We start from the raw sequence: 17,465 nt of genomic DNA, 5'->3' as shown, positions 1-17,465 counted from the left end.
TTCGCGAAAGAGGGACCGTCATGACCCACAGCATCGAACGCAAGACCGTCGTCGTCGTCGGACACGGCATGGTCGGACACCGTTTCGTGGAGGCGCTGCGCTCCCGCGACGAGGCCGGGACCTGGCAGGTCATCGTGCTCAGCGAGGAGAAGCTGGCCGCCTACGACCGCGTCGGGCTCTCCTCCTACGTGGGCACCTGGGAGACCTCGGCGCTGGCCCTGCCCGGCAACGAGTACGCCGGTGACGATCTCGTCGAGGTGCGCCTGGGCGTGAAGGCCGACGCCATCGACAAGACCGACCGCAAGGTCACCACCTCCACCGGCGAGGTGATCGCTTACGACGCACTGGTTCTCGCGACCGGCTCGTACGCCTTCGTGCCGCCGGTCCCCGGCCACGATCTGCCGGGCAACTACGTCTACCGCACGCTCGAGGATCTCGACGGGATCCGGGCCGCGGCCGAGGCGGCCGGTCCGGGCGCGGTCGGCGTGGTGGTCGGCGGCGGTCTGCTCGGTCTGGAAGCGGCCAACGCGCTGCGCCTGCTGGGCATGACCCCGCACGTGGTCGAGTTCAACAAGTGGCTGATGCCCGCCCAGATCGACGAGGGTGGCGGCGCGATCCTCGAAAAGCTGGTCACCGAGCTGGGTTTGAGCGTGCACACCGGCGTCGGCACCTCCAGCATCGAAGCGGTCGAGGGCGCGCCGGTGGCCGAGCAGCTCAAGGTCACCTTCTCCGACGGCAGCGAATTGCGTTCCGCCCTGGTGGTTTTCGCCGCCGGTGTGCGGCCGCGTGACGAGATCGCCCGCAGCGCCGGCCTGACGGTCGGCGAGCGCGGCGGTGTCATCACCGACCTGGGCCTGCAGACCTCGGACCCGAACATCTACGCCATCGGCGAGGTCGCCGCGGTCGAGGGCGTCTGCTACGGCCTGGTCGCCCCCGGCTACAGCACCGCCGAGGTGGTCGCCGACCGCCTGCTCGGCGGCGCGGGCGAGTTCCCGGGCGCGGACCTGTCCACCAAGCTGAAGCTGCTCGGTGTGGACGTCGCGAGTTTCGGTGACGCGCACGGCCGTACCGAGGGCGCGCTCTCGGTGGTCCTGCACGATGCTGCCAAGGGCACCTACGCCAAGCTGGTGGTCTCCGACGACGCCGAGACCCTGCTCGGCGGTGTGCTGGTCGGTGACGCCACCCAGTACTCGGCGCTGCGCCCGCTGGTCGGCCGCCCGCTGCCGGCCGACCCGGCCGCGCTGATCTCCCCGGCCGGTGCGGAACTCGGTGCGGACGCCCTGCCCGACGACGCCCAGATCTGCTCCTGCAACAACGTCTCCAAGGGTTCGATCTGCGGCGCGATCGCCGACGGTGCCTGCGACGTGCCCGCCATCAAGAGCTGCACCAACGCCGGAACCTCCTGCGGCGGTTGCGTTCCCATGCTCAAGAAGCTGCTGGAGCAGTCGGGCGTGGCGGTCTCGAAGTCGCTCTGCGAGCACTTCGCGCAGTCGCGCGCCGAGCTGTTCCACATCATCCAGTCCACCGGCATCCGCACCTTCTCGGGCCTGATCGCCAAGTACGGCACCGGAACCGGCTGCGACATCTGCAAGCCGACCGTGGCCTCGATCCTGGCCTCGACCTCGAGCGATCACATTCTCGACGGCGAGCAGGCCGCGCTGCAGGACACCAACGACCACTTCCTGGCCAACCTGCAGAAGAACGGCACCTACTCGGTGGTGCCGCGCATGCCCGGCGGTGAGGTCACCGCCGACCAGCTCATCACCATCGGCCAGATCGCCAAGGAATTCGACCTGTACGTGAAGGTCACCGGCGGTCAGCGCATCGACCTGTTCGGCGCGCGGGTGGAGCAGCTGCCGCTGATCTGGAAGCGCCTGGTCGACGTGGGCATGGAATCCGGTCACGCGTACGGCAAGTCGCTGCGCACGGTGAAGTCCTGCGTCGGTTCCACCTGGTGCCGCTACGGCCAGCAGGATTCGGTCGGCATGGCGGTGCTGCTCGAAAAGCGTTACCGCGGTTTGCGTTCCCCGCACAAGCTGAAGCTGGCCGTGTCGGGTTGTGCCCGCGAGTGCGCCGAGGCGCGCGGCAAGGACGTCGGCGTCATCGCCACCGAGCACGGCTGGAACCTGTACGTGGGCGGCAATGGCGGTCTGACCCCCAAGCACGCGGTGCTGCTGGCGGGCGAGCTCGACGACGAGACGCTCATCAAGTACATCGACCGCTACCTGATGTTCTACATCCGCACCGCGGACCGGCTGCAGCGCACCGCGCCGTGGCAGGAGGCCCTCGAGGGCGGCCTGGACTACCTCAAGGCGGTCGTCTGCGAGGACAGCCTGGGTATCGCCGCCGACCTGGAGGCCGCCATGGCCAAGCATGTCGAGGGCTACAAGGACGAGTGGGCCGCGGTGCTCGAGGACGAGGGCAAGCTCTCGCGCTTCGTGTCCTTCGTGAACGCGCCCGAGGAATCCGACCCGACCATCGGCTTCGACGAGACCGGTGAGCGCAAGGTTCCGGTACTGCTCGGCATTCCGGACATGCCGGTCGGTATTGCCAAGGTCACCGAGTCCGCCACGCACGGGAAATGACTGCTTAACCGCTTGGAAACAGGACGTCGGTACCAATAGGTACAGGCCGTTCGGAGGAGACTTACCGATGACCGTGATCGACACACCCGGCACCGCGACCAGCATTTCCGGCTGGACCCAGGCTTGCCGACTGGACTACCTGATTCCGGGCCGCGGCGTGGCGGTTCTCTTGAAGGGCGGCCGCCAGGCAGCCCTGTTCCTCAGCACCGACCAGACCCTGTTCGCGGTCGGCAATATTGATCCCTTCGGCCGGGCGGCGGTCATGTCCCGCGGCATCGTGGGCGACCGCGGCGGTCTGCCGGTGGTCGCGTCACCGCTGCTCAAGCAGGCGTTCTCGCTGATCGACGGGCGCTGCCTCGACGATGACGCGGTGGCCCTGCCGGTCTACGCGGTGCGCGTGGAGAACGGAGTGGTCGCGGTGTCCAACGATCCCGTGGAGTTCCCCGGCGGTACGGCATGACCGAGGTCGACGGCGGTACCCCGCTCGCTGGATTCACGGTCGGCATCACCGCTGCCCGCCGCGCCGACGAACTCGGCACCCTGCTCGCCCGCCGGGGCGCGAATGTCGTTTCCGCCCCGGCCATCCGAATCATCCCGCTGGCCGACGACACCGAGCTGGAGCGCGTGACGCGCCAGCTGGTCGCCGACCCGCCGCAGATCACGGTGGCCACCACCGGGATCGGCTTCCGCGGCTGGATGGAGGCCGCGGAGGGCTGGGGGCTGGCCGAAGCGCTGGTCGCCACCCTGGCCTCCAACCGCATGCTGGCCCGCGGCCCCAAGGCCAAGGGCGCCATCCGCGCGGCGGAGCTGCGCGAAGAATGGTCTCCCGCTTCCGAATCCAGCGCCGAGGTGCTCGATCACCTGCTGGCCCAGGGCGTCGAGGGCGTCCGCATCGCGGTGCAGCTGCACGGCGCGACCACCGAATGGGAGCCGGTTCCGGACTTCTGCGAGGTGCTGCGCATGGCCGGCGCGGACGTGGTTCCGGTGCCGGTCTACCGCTGGATTCCGCCCGAGGACCGCACCCCGATGGACCGCCTCATCGAGGGCATCGTCACCGCCGGACTGGACTGCGTCACCTTCACCAGTGCCCCGGCGGTCGCGTCACTGCTCATGCGCGCCAAGGAGACCGGCCTGCTCGAGGCCGTCCTGCACGCCTTCCGTACCCGGGTGCTGCCCGCTTGCGTCGGCCCGATCACCGCGGCCCCGCTGGAAGAACTGGGCGTCACCACCTCCATGCCCGGCCGTGCCCGCCTGGGCGCGCTGGCCCGCCACGTCGCCGAGGAACTGCCCCGGCGCGCCAATCGAATTCAGGCCGCCGGGCACCTGCTCAGCGTCCGCGGCGGCTGCGTCGTCGTGGACGGGCAGGTCCGTCAGCTGGCCCCGGCCCCCATGGCATTGATGCGCTCGCTGGCGCGTCAGCCCGGCCGCGTGGTGTCGCGCGAGGATCTCCTCGCCGCCCTCCCCGGCGGCGGCGATGACACCCACGCCGTGGAGACCGCCATCGCCCGCCTGCGTGCGGGCCTGGGCACCCCCAAGGCCATCCAGACCGTCGTCAAGCGCGGCTACCGCCTGGCCCTGGACCCGGCCGAGTGCATCGACAACCCGCACCCGGAACCGGTGGCTCCCGCTGCCCGCCAAGGCTTCCCGGCCCACTCGCCGGGACTGGGTGGTCGTCGCGAGATGCCGGGCCGGGTGGCGAACGGCCGTCCGGTGCCCGAGGTGTCACCCACGCCCGCCGTTGTCCGCCGCCCCGCCCCACCGACCGCCACGGGCGGTGCCCGCCCGATTGTCGCGGCCCCGTCGGCCGTGGCGCGGCCGAATGTCGCTCCGGCGACCGGGGTGGCTCGGCCGGCGCATTCGTCCGGAACCACCCTGCCGGGTTCGGTTGCACGCCCGCCGGTTTCGCCGCGTTCGTACGGATTGCCCGGCTCGGTGCCCGGCTCCGGTGCGGGCCGTCCGGCGCGAGGTGCGTGGTGAACGCCCCGGCGCTGATCCTGGTCGCGCACGGCACCAGGAGTGCGCGGGGTGTGGAGATGATCGCCGAGTTGGCGGGGGCGGTGACGCGGGAGCTGGGTGCTTCGGCGTTCGCGGAGGCCACCCGCTACGGCGCACAGACAGGTGCCGGTGCCGATTTCGGGGCCGCATCGGCATCGTTGCGTGAGATCGCGATCGGTGCGCCGCCGCGCGTGCGCACCGCGTTCGTGGATGTGCTGGGGCCGTCCCCGGCGGAGGTGTTGCGGGATCTGGATTCGGTTCCCGCCGTGGTGGTTCCGGCGTTCCTCGCCTCGGGCTACCACGTCTATCAGGATGTGCCGCGAGAGGTGGCCGCGAGTGCGCATGACGCGGTCGCGGTCACCCAGGCGATGGGCCCGGATCCGGCGCTGGCGGAGGTCATGCACCTGCGCCTGCGCGCCGCGGGCTGGCGACCGGGTGACGCGGTGGTGTTCGCCGCCGCCGGTTCCTCGGATTCCCGTGCGCGCCACGATGTTCAGCGCGCCGCCAACCTGCTCTCGGACCGCATCGGCACGCCCGCCCACCTCGCGTACATCGCGACCGGCGAGCCCCGGGTGCCGGAAGTGGTGGCGGCGGTCCGGGCTTCGGGTGAGCGTCGCGTCTTCATTGCCTCCTACCTGCTCGCCCACGGCCTGTTCCATCAGCGCCTGCACGAGGCGGGTGCGGACGGCGTGGCCGAACCGATCGGTATCCACCCGGCCGTGGTGCGTTTGCTGGTAAGTCGCTACGTCTCTGCGACGCACGCCCTTTCGGTCGCTGAAGTCGCCTGAAACGAATCGCCCAAAACTCCGATGGCTTGGCGGTTGGGGAAAGTCGTGCCACGATTTCTGGTGACATTTCCAAATTGATTGGGAGGACCCCCTCTTGAAGAAATTCGCTGTCACCGCCGGGCTGATCGCCGCATGTGCCGCCGGTACTTTCGGTACCGCTTCCGCCGACGACGGCCAGGGTGTCGTGGTGGGCGTGGACCCCTCGGGCGCTTGCGCTTTCTACCACCTGACCGATGATCAGTGCGCTCAGGCGCTGCAGCCGGGCGTCGGCGCGACCTTCAATGGTCAGGCGTGGACCGGTTACAACGTCGGCGTTCACTGAAACGTCTGAATTTCACAATTCGATGTCGGGGTCGGCACCTTCGGGTGTCGGCCCCAATCGTTTGCCCTGTGATTCCCGCCACGATTGCTAGCCGTTCGCTATCGCAATGCAACGTTCCCAGTCGAATCACAGGCCAATCTCGCCCCGAATCCCGTTCCCGCTGACCGGAATCGTCACGTCCCGGGCCCGCCGCCCTGCGGCAAGATCCTCGCATGCCCGCCGATCACCCCGCTCGCCGCGCCGGCCTGGCCTCCCAGGCTGCCGTTCGCGCCAAGTGCAAGAGTGAGTGGCTTACCCTTTTCGCGACGGATGCCACGGTCGAGGATCCGGTGGGCATCTCCCCGTATGACCCCGTCGGCCACGGGCATTCGGGTCACGAAGCAATCGCCGCCTTCTGGGACAAGGCGATCGAACCCAGCAAGATCGAATTCCACTGGGCCGATTCCTTCGCCTGCGGAAATGAGGCCGCATTCACCGGAACCATTCGCAGTGCCCGCCCCGAGATCGTCGTCGAGGTCGATCTGGTGGCCGTCTATCGGGTGAATGCGGACGGGAAAATCATTGCGCTGCGCGCATTCTGGGAACTGGATCGCGCACGTCGCGTGGCGTGATCGACGCGTCCTGCCGGAGCTATGTCCCGGGGGTCTGTAGCGCCGGGAACCAGATGTCCGTCAGGACGGTAGCGGCTTCTTCTGCGGAGACGTCGATGGTGCCCTGCATGGCCCAGCGGGTGAAGAACCGTTCGAGTTGGGCGACAAGCAGTTCGACGCGCAGGCGGGCTTCCTCCTGGCGGTCGGCGGGCCAGCGCGACAGGTAGGAGCTCATCACATTGGGGAGGGCCATGATGCCTTCCCTTGCTACCTCGCGGAATTCGGGTTCGAGCGCGGTGGCCTCGTCCCAGGCGGGGAGTAGGTCCTTGTATTCCTGGAACCAGTCGATGGCGCGGCGCATCCAGGCGGCGAATTCGTCGCGGGAGCCGGTGTCCAGGACGTGGTCGAGGTCCTCGTAGAAGTGCTGGACGCTGGGCAGCGTGCCCTGTTCGGCGATGGCGCGCAAGACATCCGGTTTACCGGTGAAGTGCAGGTAGAAGGTAGCGCGGCTGCAGCCGACGGCGGCGGCGATGTCGTCGACGCGGACCGGCGCGTAGCCCTGGGTGGTGAACAGTTGGGTGGCGGCCTCGATGAGCTTGGTGCGGGTGAGGCGTTTCTGTTCATCGCGCAGCGAGGTGCGGCGGGCGGGTTCAACGTCTGGTCGGGTCACGCCCTGAATGATAGACGCAAGTCGACTCACTAGACACTCTGTCTAGTGAGTGTTAGCGTGTGTGGCAGATCACGTCCGGCAGGGGAATGTGACCCATCGCCGAACCAGGAGAGTGAATTGGCTGCGCTATCTGCCCAGAATCACCAACTGCCCAGGGTTGCCGTCATCGGCGCGGGGCCGTCGGGCATCACCGTCGCGAAGCGGCTCGCCGAATACGGCATCCCCTTCGACTGCTACGAAGCCTCCGACGAGGTGGGCGGCAACTGGTACTACAAGAACCCGAACGGGATGTCGGCCTGCTATCAGAGCCTGCACATCGACACCTCGAAGTTCCGGCTGCAGTTCGAGGACTTCCCGGCGCCCGAGGAGTGGCCGGACTTCCCGCACCACACCCAGTTGCACCAGTACTTCAAGGATTACGTCGAGCACTTCGGCCTGCGGGATCGAATCCACCTGAACCACAAGGTGATCTCGGCCGAGCGTGACGCCGAGGGCCTGTGGGTGGTCAGCACCGACAAGGGCACCACCGAGACCTACGACGTGCTGCTGGTCTGCAATGGCCACCACTGGGATCCGCGCACCCCCGACTACCCGGGCGAATTCAACGGCGTGCTCATGCATTCGCACGCCTACAACGACCCGTTCGACCCGGTCGACATGCGCGGCAAGCGGATTGTCGTGGTCGGCATGGGCAATTCGGGCCTGGATATCGCCACCGAGCTCTCGCAGCGCTTCATCGCCTCGAAGTTCTACCTGTCCGCGCGTCGCGGTGTATGGGTGCTGCCCAAGTACGTCAACGGCCAGGTGGGCGACAAGCGCTCGATGCCGGCCTGGATTCCGTCGAAGATGGCGTTGAAGATGAAGCAGCGCTTCGTGGTCAAGAACCGCGGGCACATGGAGGATTACGGCCTGCCCAAGCCGGATCACCTGCCCTTCGAGGCGCATCCCTCGGCCAGCGAGGAATTCCTGCACCGCGCCGGCTGCGGCGACATCACCTTCAAGCCCGCCATCACCAAACTCGACGGCGACAAGGTGCATTTCGCGGACGGCAGCATCGAGGCGGTGGATGTGGTGGTGTGCGCCACCGGATATCACATCAGCTTCCCGTTCTTCGGTGACAAGGCGCTGCTGCCCGACGAGCGCAACAAGTTCCCGCTGTACCGGCAGATGGTGAAGCCGGGCGTGGACAATCTGTTCTTCCTCGGCCTGGCCCAGCCCATGCCGACCCTGGTGAACTTCGCCGAGCAGCAGTCGAAGCTGGTGGCGGCGTACCTGACCGGCAATTACCGGCTGCCGTCGGAGACGGAGATGGCCGAGGGCATTCGCGAGGTCGAGGAGAGTCGCTCGGGGCGGTACTACGACTCGCCGCGGCACACCATCCAGATCGAATTCGAGCCGTACGTGCGCGATCTCCAGAAGGAGATGGCGCGCGGCGCGAAACGCGCCGAGGCGCACGGGTTCGCGCTGCCGGTGCGGGCGCGTGCGTCCCAGGCGCAGGTCTAGGAGGAGTGCGGATGAGCAACGTGGCTGGTATCTGTACCGATGAATTCGCGGCTGTGCGTGCGGCTTTCACCGAGCAGGTGGAGTCGGGAGCGGAATTGGGCGCTTCGCTGTGTGTGACGGTGGACGGCGAGCCGGTGGTCGATCTCTGGGGCGGTTACGCCGATCCGGGGCAGACCAAGCCCTGGACCGCCGACACCTTGGTCAACACCTTCTCCATCACCAAGACCATGGTGGCGCTGAGCGCCCTGCTGCTGGTCGACCGTGGTGAGCTGGATGTGCACCAGAAGGTGGCCCACTACTGGCCGGAGTTCGCCGCCAACGGCAAGGCCGATATCGAAGTGCGGCACCTGCTGTCGCACACCTCGGGCGTCTCCAGCTGGGAAGCCCCGATCGCGCTGGCCGATATCTATGACACCGAGGCGGCCGAGAATCGCCTGGCGACACAGGCGCCTTGGTGGGAGCCGGGTACCGCGTCGGGCTATCACGCCATGAACTACGGCCATCTGATGGGCGGCATCGTCCGCCGGATCACCGGCCGCTCGCTGGGCCGGTTCTTCGCCGAGGAGCTGGCCGGACCGTTGGACGCCGACTTCCACATCGGCACCGCAGCAGCGGATTTCGAGCGCATCGCGGATCTTGTGCCGCCGGAGCTGCCCGAGTTCGACCAGTCCCTGCTGCCGCAGGACAGCGTCATGTTCAAGACGCTGTTCCAGCCGCTGTTGGACTTCCCGGAATGCGGTACACCGGCTTGGCGGCAGGCCGAACTGGGCGGCATGGGCGGGCACGGCAATGCCCGCTCCATCGCCCGGCTGCAGTCGCTGATCAGCAATGGCGGGGAGCTCGGCGGCCGGAAGTTCCTGTCGGACAAGACCATCGAGCTGATCTTCGAACCGCAGTCCGACGGCGTGGATCTGGCGATCATGCTGCCGCTGCGCTTCGGCATCGGCTACGGCCTGCCGCAGCCGCAGACGGCCCCGCACGTGCCGGACGGCAAGGTGTGCTGGTGGGCCGGCATCGGTGGCGCGATGGTCGTCAACGACCTGGAGCACCGGGTCACCTTCGCCTACGCCATGAACCGGATGGCGGCGGGCCTGATCGGCTCGGATCGGGCCGACGCCTATCTGCGGGCGACCTTCGACGTGGTCCGGGGGTGGGCATGAGACGTCCTATCCCAGAAAGTGGTACGGCGGCACCAATAGTTTGCGGTTCCCTCCCGCGCCACCGTCCCGCTGCGGCAAGCTGCGAAGGTTGGCGCTTCGACCCCCGAGGACTTGACTCATGACCAATGCCATTGATCTCCAGGCGCTCGCGGCCCAGGTCGCGGGCAAGCTGACCGGGCCCGGCGGGCCGTTCGAGATGGGGGTCGAGCAGGTGCTGGGCGCGCCGCAGCCGGTGTTCACCCATCGCCACGGATCGCTGCTCGAGCTGCTGGAGGACTCCCGCGAACTGGGCGACCTCGACTATCTGGTGTCGGCACGCACCCGCTACACCTTCGCCGAGCACTACGCCGCGGCCGGTGCGCTGGCCGCGGCGCTGTCGGAACGCTACGGCGTCGGCAAGGGTGACCGCGTCGGCATCCTGGCCGCCAACGCCCCCGAATGGGTGCTGACGTTCTGGGCCGCGCAGCGGCTGGGCGCGATCCCGGTCGGCTACAACGCCTGGTGGGTGCCGCGCGAGATCGCCTACGGCCTCGAGCACTCCGCCCCGAAGGTCGTGATCGCCGACGCCAAGCGCGCCGCGCTGGCCGCCGAGACCGGTACCGACATTCCGGTCCTCACCATGGAGACCGATCTGCCCGCGCTGATCGCGGAATTCGCGGGCGGCAACCCGAGCGCCGAAGTCGGCGAGGACGATCCGGCGATCATCCTGTACACCAGCGGTACCACCGGCCGTCCCAAAGGCGTGGTGCACACCCAGCGCAATATGGTGGCCGTCGCCGACTACCACCGCTTCATGGACGCGCTCTCGGCCGGTTTCCGGGGCCAGACCTGGGACGGTTCCCCGGCCGCGCGCCGCTACCTGGCCACCATGCCGCTGTTCCACATCGCGAGCCTGCACAATCTGTCGATCCCGCGGCTCACCACCGGCGACGCGGTGGTCTTCCCGACCTCCGGCGAGTTCGACGCGGAATCGCTGCTGGCGCTGGTCGAGGCGGAGCGGGTCACCAACTGGGCGGCCGTGCCGACGCTGGCGAGTCGCATTCTGGCCGTGGACATCTCGAAGTACGACCTGTCCTCGCTGACCGCGTTCTCGCTCAACTCGGCCCCGGCGTCCCCGGCGCTGGTGCAGCGGCTGCGCGAACGCTTCCCGGTCGCCCTGCAGGGTCTGACCACCAGCTACGGCTGCACCGAGTCCGGGACCGCCGCGACCGTCGCCACCCCGCCGGAACTGGCCGCCGACAACGAGACCGTGGGCCGCGCCGTGGTCGGTGTCTCGCTCGAGGTGCGCGATCCGGACGGCAAGGTGGTGCCCGACGGCGAGGAAGGCGAGATCTGCATCCGCAGTCCCTATGTGATGCTCGGCTACTGGAACAACGAGGACGCGACCGCCGCGGCCATCGACGAGAACCGCTGGCTGCGTACCGGTGACTACGGCACCCTGCGCCAGGGCAAGCTCTACATCTCCGGCCGCCGCTCGGATCTGATCCTGCGCGGCGGCGAGAACGTCTACCCGCAGGAGATCGAGAACGTCCTCGACGAGCATCCGGCGGTGCGCGAGTCGGCCGTGATCGGCGTCCCGCACGAGGATCTCGGTCAGGAGGTGGCCGCGATCGTCGTTGTGGACCAACCGGATTCGCTGAGCGAGGACGAACTGCGCGATCATGTGGCCAAGCAACTGGCCTACTTCAAGGTGCCCGCCCGCTGGGTGGTCACCGCGGAACCCCTGCCGCGCAATGCCACCGGCAAGGTGCTGCGCCGCGATCTCTCAGTGGGGGAGTGAATTCTGTTGTACGACACCATTATCAAGAACGGCCGCTGGTTCGACGGGACCGGTGCGCCGTCGGCCATCCGTAATCTCGGCATCCGCGACGGCCGGGTGGCGGCGGTCTCGGCCGCACCGCTGGACGAAACCGGTTGTGCGCGTGTGATCGACGCGACCGGGCGGTGGGTCATGCCCGGCATGATCGACATCCACACCCACTACGACGTCGAGGTGCTGCTGGACCCGACGCTGTCGGAGTCGTTGCGGCACGGGGTGACCACGCTGGTGCTGGGCTCCTGCTCGCTGTCCACCGTGCACGTGGACGGCTCGGACGCGGGCGACCTGTTCGGCCGGGTCGAGGCGATTCCACGCAAGCACGTGGTCTCGGCGGTCGACGGGCTCAAGACCTGGAACAGCGCGCACAGCTATGTCCAGGCGCTGGAATCCCTGCCGCTGGGGCCGAATATCGCCGCCTTCATCGGACATTCGGATATCCGGACCGCGCAGCTGGGTCTGGTGCGGGCCACCGATCCGGACGTGACGCCGACCGAGGCGGAGCTGACGGCGATGGAGCACAAGCTGCGCGAGGCCCTGGACGCGGGCTTCGTGGGCATGTCCTCGCAGCAGCTACTGTTCGACAAGCTGGACGGGGAGGTGTGCCGCTCGCGCACGCTGCCCTCGACCTATGCCACCGCCAAGGAACGCCGGCGGCTCAATCGCATTCTGCGCGACCGTAAGCGGGCGCTGCAGGGCGGTCCCGATGTGGCGCGCCCGCAGTCGCTGGTCGCCATGGCGGCCAGCAGCCTCGGGATCTTCCGGCCGAATCTGAAGGTGAGCCTGCTCTCGGCGGCCGACATCAAGGCGATTCCCGGTGTCGTGAAGGTTTTCCCGCTGATCGGCAAGATCCTCAACCGGCTCGGCGGCGACTTCCGCTGGCAGCATCTGCCGGTGCCGTTCGAGGTGTACTCGGACGGCATCGATCTGCCGGTGTTCGAGGAATTCGGTTCCGGCGCAGCAGCATTGCACCTGTCGAACCAGCTCGAGGCGCGCCAGGAGTTGTTCGCGGATCCGGCGTACCGGCGGGCCTTCCGCAAGGATTACGACAAGAAGTGGGGCCCGCGCGTCTGGCACCGGGACTTCTTCGACGCCGAGATCACCGAATGCCCGGATCCGAACGTGGTCGGCAAGACCTTCGGTCAGGTCGGGCTGGATCGCGGCGGCATCCACCCGGTGGACGCGTTCCTGGACCTGCTGGTCGAGCACGGGTCGGGGGTGCGCTGGCGCACCACCATCTCCAATCACCGGCCCGAGGTGCTGAACGCGCTGGCCGCGGATCCCAGTGTGCAGCTGGGCTTCTCGGACGCGGGCGCGCACCTGCGCAATATGGCCTTCTACAACTTCGGTTTGCGTTTCCTGAAGCGGGTGCACACCGCGCAGCAGGCCGGACGGCCGTTCCTGACCGTCGAGCGGGCCGTGCACCGGGTCAGCGGCGAACTTGCCGACTGGTACGACCTGGACGCCGGTCACCTCCGCGAGGGCGACCGGGCCGATGTGCTGATCATCGATCCGGCCCGCCTGGACGACAGCCTGGAAGAGTACGCCGAGAGCCCGATTCCCGAGTACGACAACCTCTCCCGCATGGTCAACCGCAATGACGAGACCGTCACCGCGGTCCTGGTCAACGGCGAGTTCGTGTTCGGACTGGGAGAGAAGGCCGCCACGCTGGGCAAGGAGCGCAGCGGCGAGTTCCTGCGCGCCGGACGGTACCAGGGTCAGGTCACCGAGTTGAAGGGCGGAATCCGTTGAACGCGAATCGATTCGACGGCAAGGTCGCGGTCGTCACCGGCGCGGCCTCTGGTATCGGCGCGGCGATCTCCGCCGCGCTGATCGCCGAGGGCGCGCAGGTGGTCGGCCTCGATATCGACGAGGCGGGCCTGCAGAAGCGGGCCGCCGAACTGGGCGAGGCCTTCGTGCCGACGGTCGCCGACGTCACCGACGAGGCATCGGTGGAGGCCGGAATCGGCGTTGCGGCCGAGCGTTTCGGCCGGCTCGACGCCGCCTTCAACGCGGCCGGAGCCTCCCGCATCGGCGCGGTCACCGACCTGCTCGAGGCCGACTGGGACTTCACCATCGACCTGATCCAGAAGAGCGTCTTCCTGTGCACCAAACATGAAGCCCGCCTGATGAAGTCGACCGGCGGTGGCGCGATCGTCAATATCTCCTCGCTGGACGCCCGCGTGCCCATGCCCGGTGGCAGCCCGTACTCCACGGGCAAGGCGGGCGTGGTCATGTTCACCAAGAACGCGGCACTGGAACTGGCCCAGCACCGCATCCGGGTGAACGCCATCCTCCCCGGCCTGGTGGACACCCCGCTGGTGGCGGCGGTCATGGGCTACGAACCGGCCAAACAGATGTTCCTCGACCGCATTCCGATGGGCGTGGCCGCCACCCCGGAACAGATCGCCGGACCCAGCCTGTTCCTCGCCTCCGAGGACGCCTCCTACATCACCGGCATCGACATGGTGGTGGACGGCGGCTGGGAGTTGAGCAACTTCCCCAACTTGGCGAAGCTCGCGGGCTGATCTCCTGTTGTGATCGGACCAGCCGAGACGCCGCCCTGGGCCACCGAAACACGTTCCGGCCCGGGGCGGTTGGCCCGCCGCGTGCGGGCGGCGGTGCGTAGCTGCTGCGGGGTGATGCCGTACCAACGGCGCACCACCCGCGTCAGCGCAGACTGCTCGCGCAGGCCGATAATGGTGGTGATCCGGCTCATCGGCAGGTCCGTCTCACACAGCAGCCGCAGGGTGGCGTCGCGGCGCGCGGCGTCGAGGACCTCGGTGAAAGTCGTTCCCTCCGCAGCCAATGCGCGCTGCAGGGTGCGTTCGTGCACGGTCAGCATGCGGGCCACGGTGTCGATATCGGCCCGGGATTCCAGCATGGCGCGGTCGATGGCCAAGCGGACCCGGGCGGTCATGCTCGGGTCGGTCTCGGGATAGTTGCGTTCCAGGAAGTCCATGGCCAGCCGGTGCAGCATCGGATTGCGGCCGTCGATCGGACGGTCCAGCAGCTCCGCCGGGAAGCGGAATACCGTGGTGGGCATGTCGAAATGGACGTCCGCGCCGAAGAATTCGGTATAGCGGGCGGCGGGTGCGTGCGCGGGATGCGGCAGCAGGACGGTCCGCAGCCCGTATTCGCCGGTGGTGGCGTGCAGCAGGTGCCGGTGAATGAGGGCGGCGGCCTGGTCGATGCCCTGGCCGAGGCTGGACACCTCCGCGACATCGCGGTAGTTGAGCGCGAGTGTTCCGCTGTGCCCGTAGGGGTCCGGCACCAGCCCCACCGAGATGCCCTCGTGCTGCACGGGCAGGAAGCGGGCCGCGCAGGCGATGCCCTCGCCGACGGTGGCGGCATTGCTGACCGCGACGGCCACCAGCCCGAGCACATCGGTGCCCTGGCGGGCGCCGAGCCGCAGTCCCAGATCGGGGCAATCCAGTTCCGCCGCTGCGACTTCGAGGACCCAGCCGAGGGATTCCGCCGGGACCAGGGCATCCTCGCTGTGCACGGCCTCCGGTGCGATGCCGAAACGCCGCAGCAGTTCGTCGCCGTCGCCGCCGAGCTCGTCGACGAGTTCGCGGCAGCCACGCAGGCTGGCAGCGCGCGCCATGATCGCCATCGAGCCGTCACTCTCCCACCGATTAACACTTCCAGTCGGGACCGTAACTTAATCCGCCAATTGTCTGGGACGCAAGGGTCCCACTCCACCCTGTCGCGCTGGGGTAAAACGATGTCGCCCTCGGGCGAGCGTTTATTACTCGCGAGTAGCAACAATCTGGCCATGGATTCTGTGAGAGGTGGGACACAGTGAGGCTTGCGCTGATGCGGCCGTCGAAGCTGGTCGTGAAGGGGCTGGTGATCGCTTCCGCGATCCTCGCGTGCACCCCGTTCCTGGCCCCGACGGCCTCGTCCGATACCGCGTTCACCGGCATTGACGGCGGTGCCTACGCGCCCGGCTGGACCGCGGCGGTCGACGGCCCGCAGCCGTACAACAGCATTTCGCCCGATCTGGCGGTGCCGATCACCATGGACGACGGGACCGTGCTGAAGGCCGACATCATTCATCCCGCGAACAACGGCCGCGCCGCCGACGGGAAGCGGCCGGTGATCGTGCAGTTCCAGGGCTACGGGAAGCTACCGATCCTGGTGGGACAGGCGGTGATCAGCGCCGCGGACAGTTTGGGCATCAAGAAGCCGCTGGAGGATTGGGCCGGTTCGCTGAATCTGCCGGGCGTCGGACTGGATGGTCTCTTCGATATCACCCGGCAGCTCGATGCCGGCGCGATCGAGGCGGCGCTGCAGGACTGGAAGCTCGCGAACGCCGGTTACACCCTGGTGCAGGTTGATTTGAGGGGTACCGGCACCTCGGGCGGCGACTGGCAGGTCTTCGGCGATCGTGAGAAGCAGGACGCGGCCGAGGTCATCGACTGGGTCACCCGCCAGCCCTGGAGCGACGGCAACGTCGGCACCATGGGGATCTCGTTCACCGCGATCAGCGCGCTCGAGGCCACCGACCGCAAGCCGCCCGGGCTGAAGGCGGTCTTCGCCTACGAGGGCAGCGGCGACATCTTCAACGACATCGCGGGCGCGGGCGGCGCGGTCGGCGTCGGGTTCCTGGTGCCGTGGCTGATCGGTGTCAACGCGCTCAAGATGATTCCCGACGTGACCTCGATCCTGGTCGGAAAGTTCGATCCCGCACAGCAATTGCAGTGGTTGAAGGACCGCATCGCCGATCCGCTGACCCTGGTCGACATGGTCGTCAACGGGTACACCGCGCTGTCCCCGGACCAATTGACGGCGCGGACACGGCAACTCGTCGATCCGAACTCGCCCTTCCGCAAGGGGTTGAAGGCCGACGTCAGCCATATCGAGGTGCCGACGTTCATGGTCGGCGCGTGGTTCGACATCTTCGGGACCACCCCCACCGACACCTTCGCCTCGATTCCACTGCCGGAAGAACAGAAGAAGCTGGTCATGGGCGACGGCTATCACCTCGGTAGCGGTGTCGCCGGCTTCGGGCATCCGGGGATGCCACCGCGACTGGATGTGTTGCAGCGGGCCTGGTTCGACCACTGGCTGCGCGGAATCGACAACGGCATCGAGAAATACACGCCGCTGACCTTCAAGCAGCAGGGCGCGGGCTGGACCGACGCGCCGGAATTCCCGCGCGCCGAGGCGACCTACCGGCGGATGTATCTCAATGACATTCCCTCGGGAACCAGCCCGAATTCGCGGTACGACGGCGGATTGTCCGAGACAGCGCGGCAAGGTGGTGTCAACGACCTGACCGTGGCCCCCGGCGTGCTCAGCCTGTGCAGTCGTGACGGCGCGCGCATCTCCGCGGGTGTGCTCGCGATCATTCAGGCGTGCGGGGACGATTCCCGGATCTGGGAGAACGACGGCTTGACCTTCACCAGCAGCCCCGTGGGGCAGGCGACCACCATCTCCGGGCCGCTGAACGTGCATCTCAACGTGGTCGAGGACGCCGCCGACGGCTACTGGGTGTCCACGGTCAACGATGTTGCCCCCGATGGCAGTTCGCGCGAGATCGCCACCGGCCAGCTGGTCGCGTCGATCCGGCAGATCGACGAGGACAACAGCAAGACCTCGGCCAACGGCGACTATACCGAGCCGCACTATTTCCTCGATCTGACTCGGCGGGAGCCGACGGTGCCCGGCGTCCCGGTCACCCTCGATATCGCCCTGACCCCGATCGAGGCCGTGCTGCAGCCCGGCCACCGGCTGCGCGTCGACGTCTACGCCAGCAATTTCCCGAAGGCGTTGCCGCCCTTGTTCTTCCTGGCCGACTCCGGTCTGAAGCCCGAACACGTGCGGCTCGATCCCGACGCCCCCAGCTGGGTCAACGTGCCCCTGACCGCTTCGATCCCCGACTAGTACCGGGGATCGAAGCGACCGCGGGGCAGCCTAGAGCAGTGCCGCCGGGAAGGTGGGCGGGGTAGGGGCGACGCGGGGTACCCCCGCGGGGGGGGGGTGTTTTAAACAAAATACCCAGGCCACCCCAAAAACAAGGTATATAAA

13 protein-coding genes and 1 pseudogene are annotated in these 17,465 nt (G+C 68.0%); 12 read left to right on the top strand and 2 right to left on the bottom strand.

Annotated features, from left to right (window positions below; translation table 11 throughout):
* Nucleotides 1-32: 32 nt before the first annotated feature.
* The 6 genes and pseudogenes from nirB to ACFXHA_RS29920 all read left to right on the top strand — a co-directional run bounded on the left by nirB (nucleotide 33) and on the right by ACFXHA_RS29920 (nucleotide 6,301).
* Entirely contained in the window at nucleotides 33-2,585 is a 2,553-nt protein-coding gene (gene nirB, locus ACFXHA_RS29945; RefSeq protein WP_379362681.1) for a nitrite reductase large subunit NirB, read from the top strand.
* Nucleotides 2,586-2,652: 67 nt separating this feature from the next.
* On the top strand, nucleotides 2,653-3,045 hold the full coding sequence (gene nirD, locus ACFXHA_RS29940) for a nitrite reductase small subunit NirD (RefSeq protein WP_379362331.1): 393 nt from the start codon (nucleotides 2,653-2,655) through the stop codon (nucleotides 3,043-3,045).
* A pseudogene (locus tag ACFXHA_RS29935) lies at nucleotides 3,042-4,187 on the top strand (uroporphyrinogen-III synthase); the annotation flags it as partial. The gene nirD and the pseudogene ACFXHA_RS29935, both read left to right, overlap by 4 nt.
* Nucleotides 4,188-4,558: 371 nt before the next feature.
* Entirely contained in the window at nucleotides 4,559-5,368 is an 810-nt protein-coding gene (locus ACFXHA_RS29930) for a sirohydrochlorin chelatase (protein WP_379362330.1), read from the top strand.
* Nucleotides 5,369-5,462: 94 nt separating this feature from the next.
* Nucleotides 5,463-5,690, top strand: coding sequence for a hypothetical protein (locus ACFXHA_RS29925; protein ID WP_379362329.1), 228 nt, complete (start codon nucleotides 5,463-5,465; stop codon nucleotides 5,688-5,690).
* 212 nt (nucleotides 5,691-5,902) lie between these two features.
* The gene (locus ACFXHA_RS29920) at nucleotides 5,903-6,301 is read left to right on the top strand and encodes a nuclear transport factor 2 family protein (protein ID WP_379362328.1); all 399 of its coding nucleotides are present in this window, start codon (nucleotides 5,903-5,905) and stop codon (nucleotides 6,299-6,301) included.
* Between the two features lie 19 nt (nucleotides 6,302-6,320).
* Here the strand turns inward: ACFXHA_RS29920 and ACFXHA_RS29915 are convergent, their stop codons facing one another.
* Complete coding sequence (locus tag ACFXHA_RS29915; protein ID WP_379362327.1) at nucleotides 6,321-6,950, bottom strand: TetR/AcrR family transcriptional regulator; 630 nt, start codon at nucleotides 6,948-6,950, stop codon at nucleotides 6,321-6,323.
* Nucleotides 6,951-7,067: 117 nt separating this feature from the next.
* On the opposite strand from ACFXHA_RS29915, the gene ACFXHA_RS29910 reads away from it, so the two are divergent.
* The 5 genes from ACFXHA_RS29910 to ACFXHA_RS29890 all read left to right on the top strand — a co-directional run bounded on the left by ACFXHA_RS29910 (nucleotide 7,068) and on the right by ACFXHA_RS29890 (nucleotide 13,957).
* Nucleotides 7,068-8,453 (top strand): flavin-containing monooxygenase, encoded by a 1,386-nt coding sequence (locus ACFXHA_RS29910; RefSeq protein WP_379362326.1) that lies wholly within the window; start codon nucleotides 7,068-7,070, stop codon nucleotides 8,451-8,453.
* 11 nt (nucleotides 8,454-8,464) lie between these two features.
* A complete protein-coding gene (locus ACFXHA_RS29905; RefSeq protein WP_379362325.1) occupies nucleotides 8,465-9,613 on the top strand; it encodes a serine hydrolase domain-containing protein in 1,149 nt (382 codons plus the stop codon).
* A 118-nt stretch (nucleotides 9,614-9,731) separates the two neighbouring features.
* The gene (locus ACFXHA_RS29900) at nucleotides 9,732-11,393 is read left to right on the top strand and encodes a class I adenylate-forming enzyme family protein (RefSeq protein ID WP_379362324.1); all 1,662 of its coding nucleotides are present in this window, start codon (nucleotides 9,732-9,734) and stop codon (nucleotides 11,391-11,393) included.
* Between the two features lie 3 nt (nucleotides 11,394-11,396).
* Nucleotides 11,397-13,181 (top strand): amidohydrolase family protein, encoded by a 1,785-nt coding sequence (locus tag ACFXHA_RS29895; protein ID WP_379362680.1) that lies wholly within the window; start codon nucleotides 11,397-11,399, stop codon nucleotides 13,179-13,181.
* Nucleotides 13,178-13,957, top strand: coding sequence for an SDR family NAD(P)-dependent oxidoreductase (locus ACFXHA_RS29890; RefSeq protein ID WP_379362323.1), 780 nt, complete (start codon nucleotides 13,178-13,180; stop codon nucleotides 13,955-13,957). The genes ACFXHA_RS29895 and ACFXHA_RS29890 overlap by 4 nt, the downstream gene beginning before the upstream one ends.
* Here ACFXHA_RS29890 and ACFXHA_RS29885 read toward each other — a convergent pair.
* On the bottom strand, nucleotides 13,876-15,045 hold the full coding sequence (locus ACFXHA_RS29885) for an AraC family transcriptional regulator (protein ID WP_379362322.1): 1,170 nt from the start codon (nucleotides 15,043-15,045) through the stop codon (nucleotides 13,876-13,878). The two genes, ACFXHA_RS29890 and ACFXHA_RS29885, sit on opposite strands and share 82 nt — an antisense overlap.
* Nucleotides 15,046-15,233: 188 nt before the next feature.
* On the opposite strand from ACFXHA_RS29885, the gene ACFXHA_RS29880 reads away from it, so the two are divergent.
* Nucleotides 15,234-17,321, top strand: coding sequence for a CocE/NonD family hydrolase (locus tag ACFXHA_RS29880; RefSeq protein WP_379362321.1), 2,088 nt, complete (start codon nucleotides 15,234-15,236; stop codon nucleotides 17,319-17,321).
* The last annotated feature ends 144 nt before the right edge of the window (nucleotides 17,322-17,465 follow it).

Origin of the sequence: Nocardia sp. NPDC059240 (genome assembly GCF_042753865.1) — a bacterium.
GTDB lineage: Bacteria > Actinomycetota > Actinomycetes > Mycobacteriales > Mycobacteriaceae > Nocardia.
The sequence above is the reverse complement of the archived record's forward strand: the minus strand, read 5'-3'. Positions and strand labels throughout refer to the sequence as shown.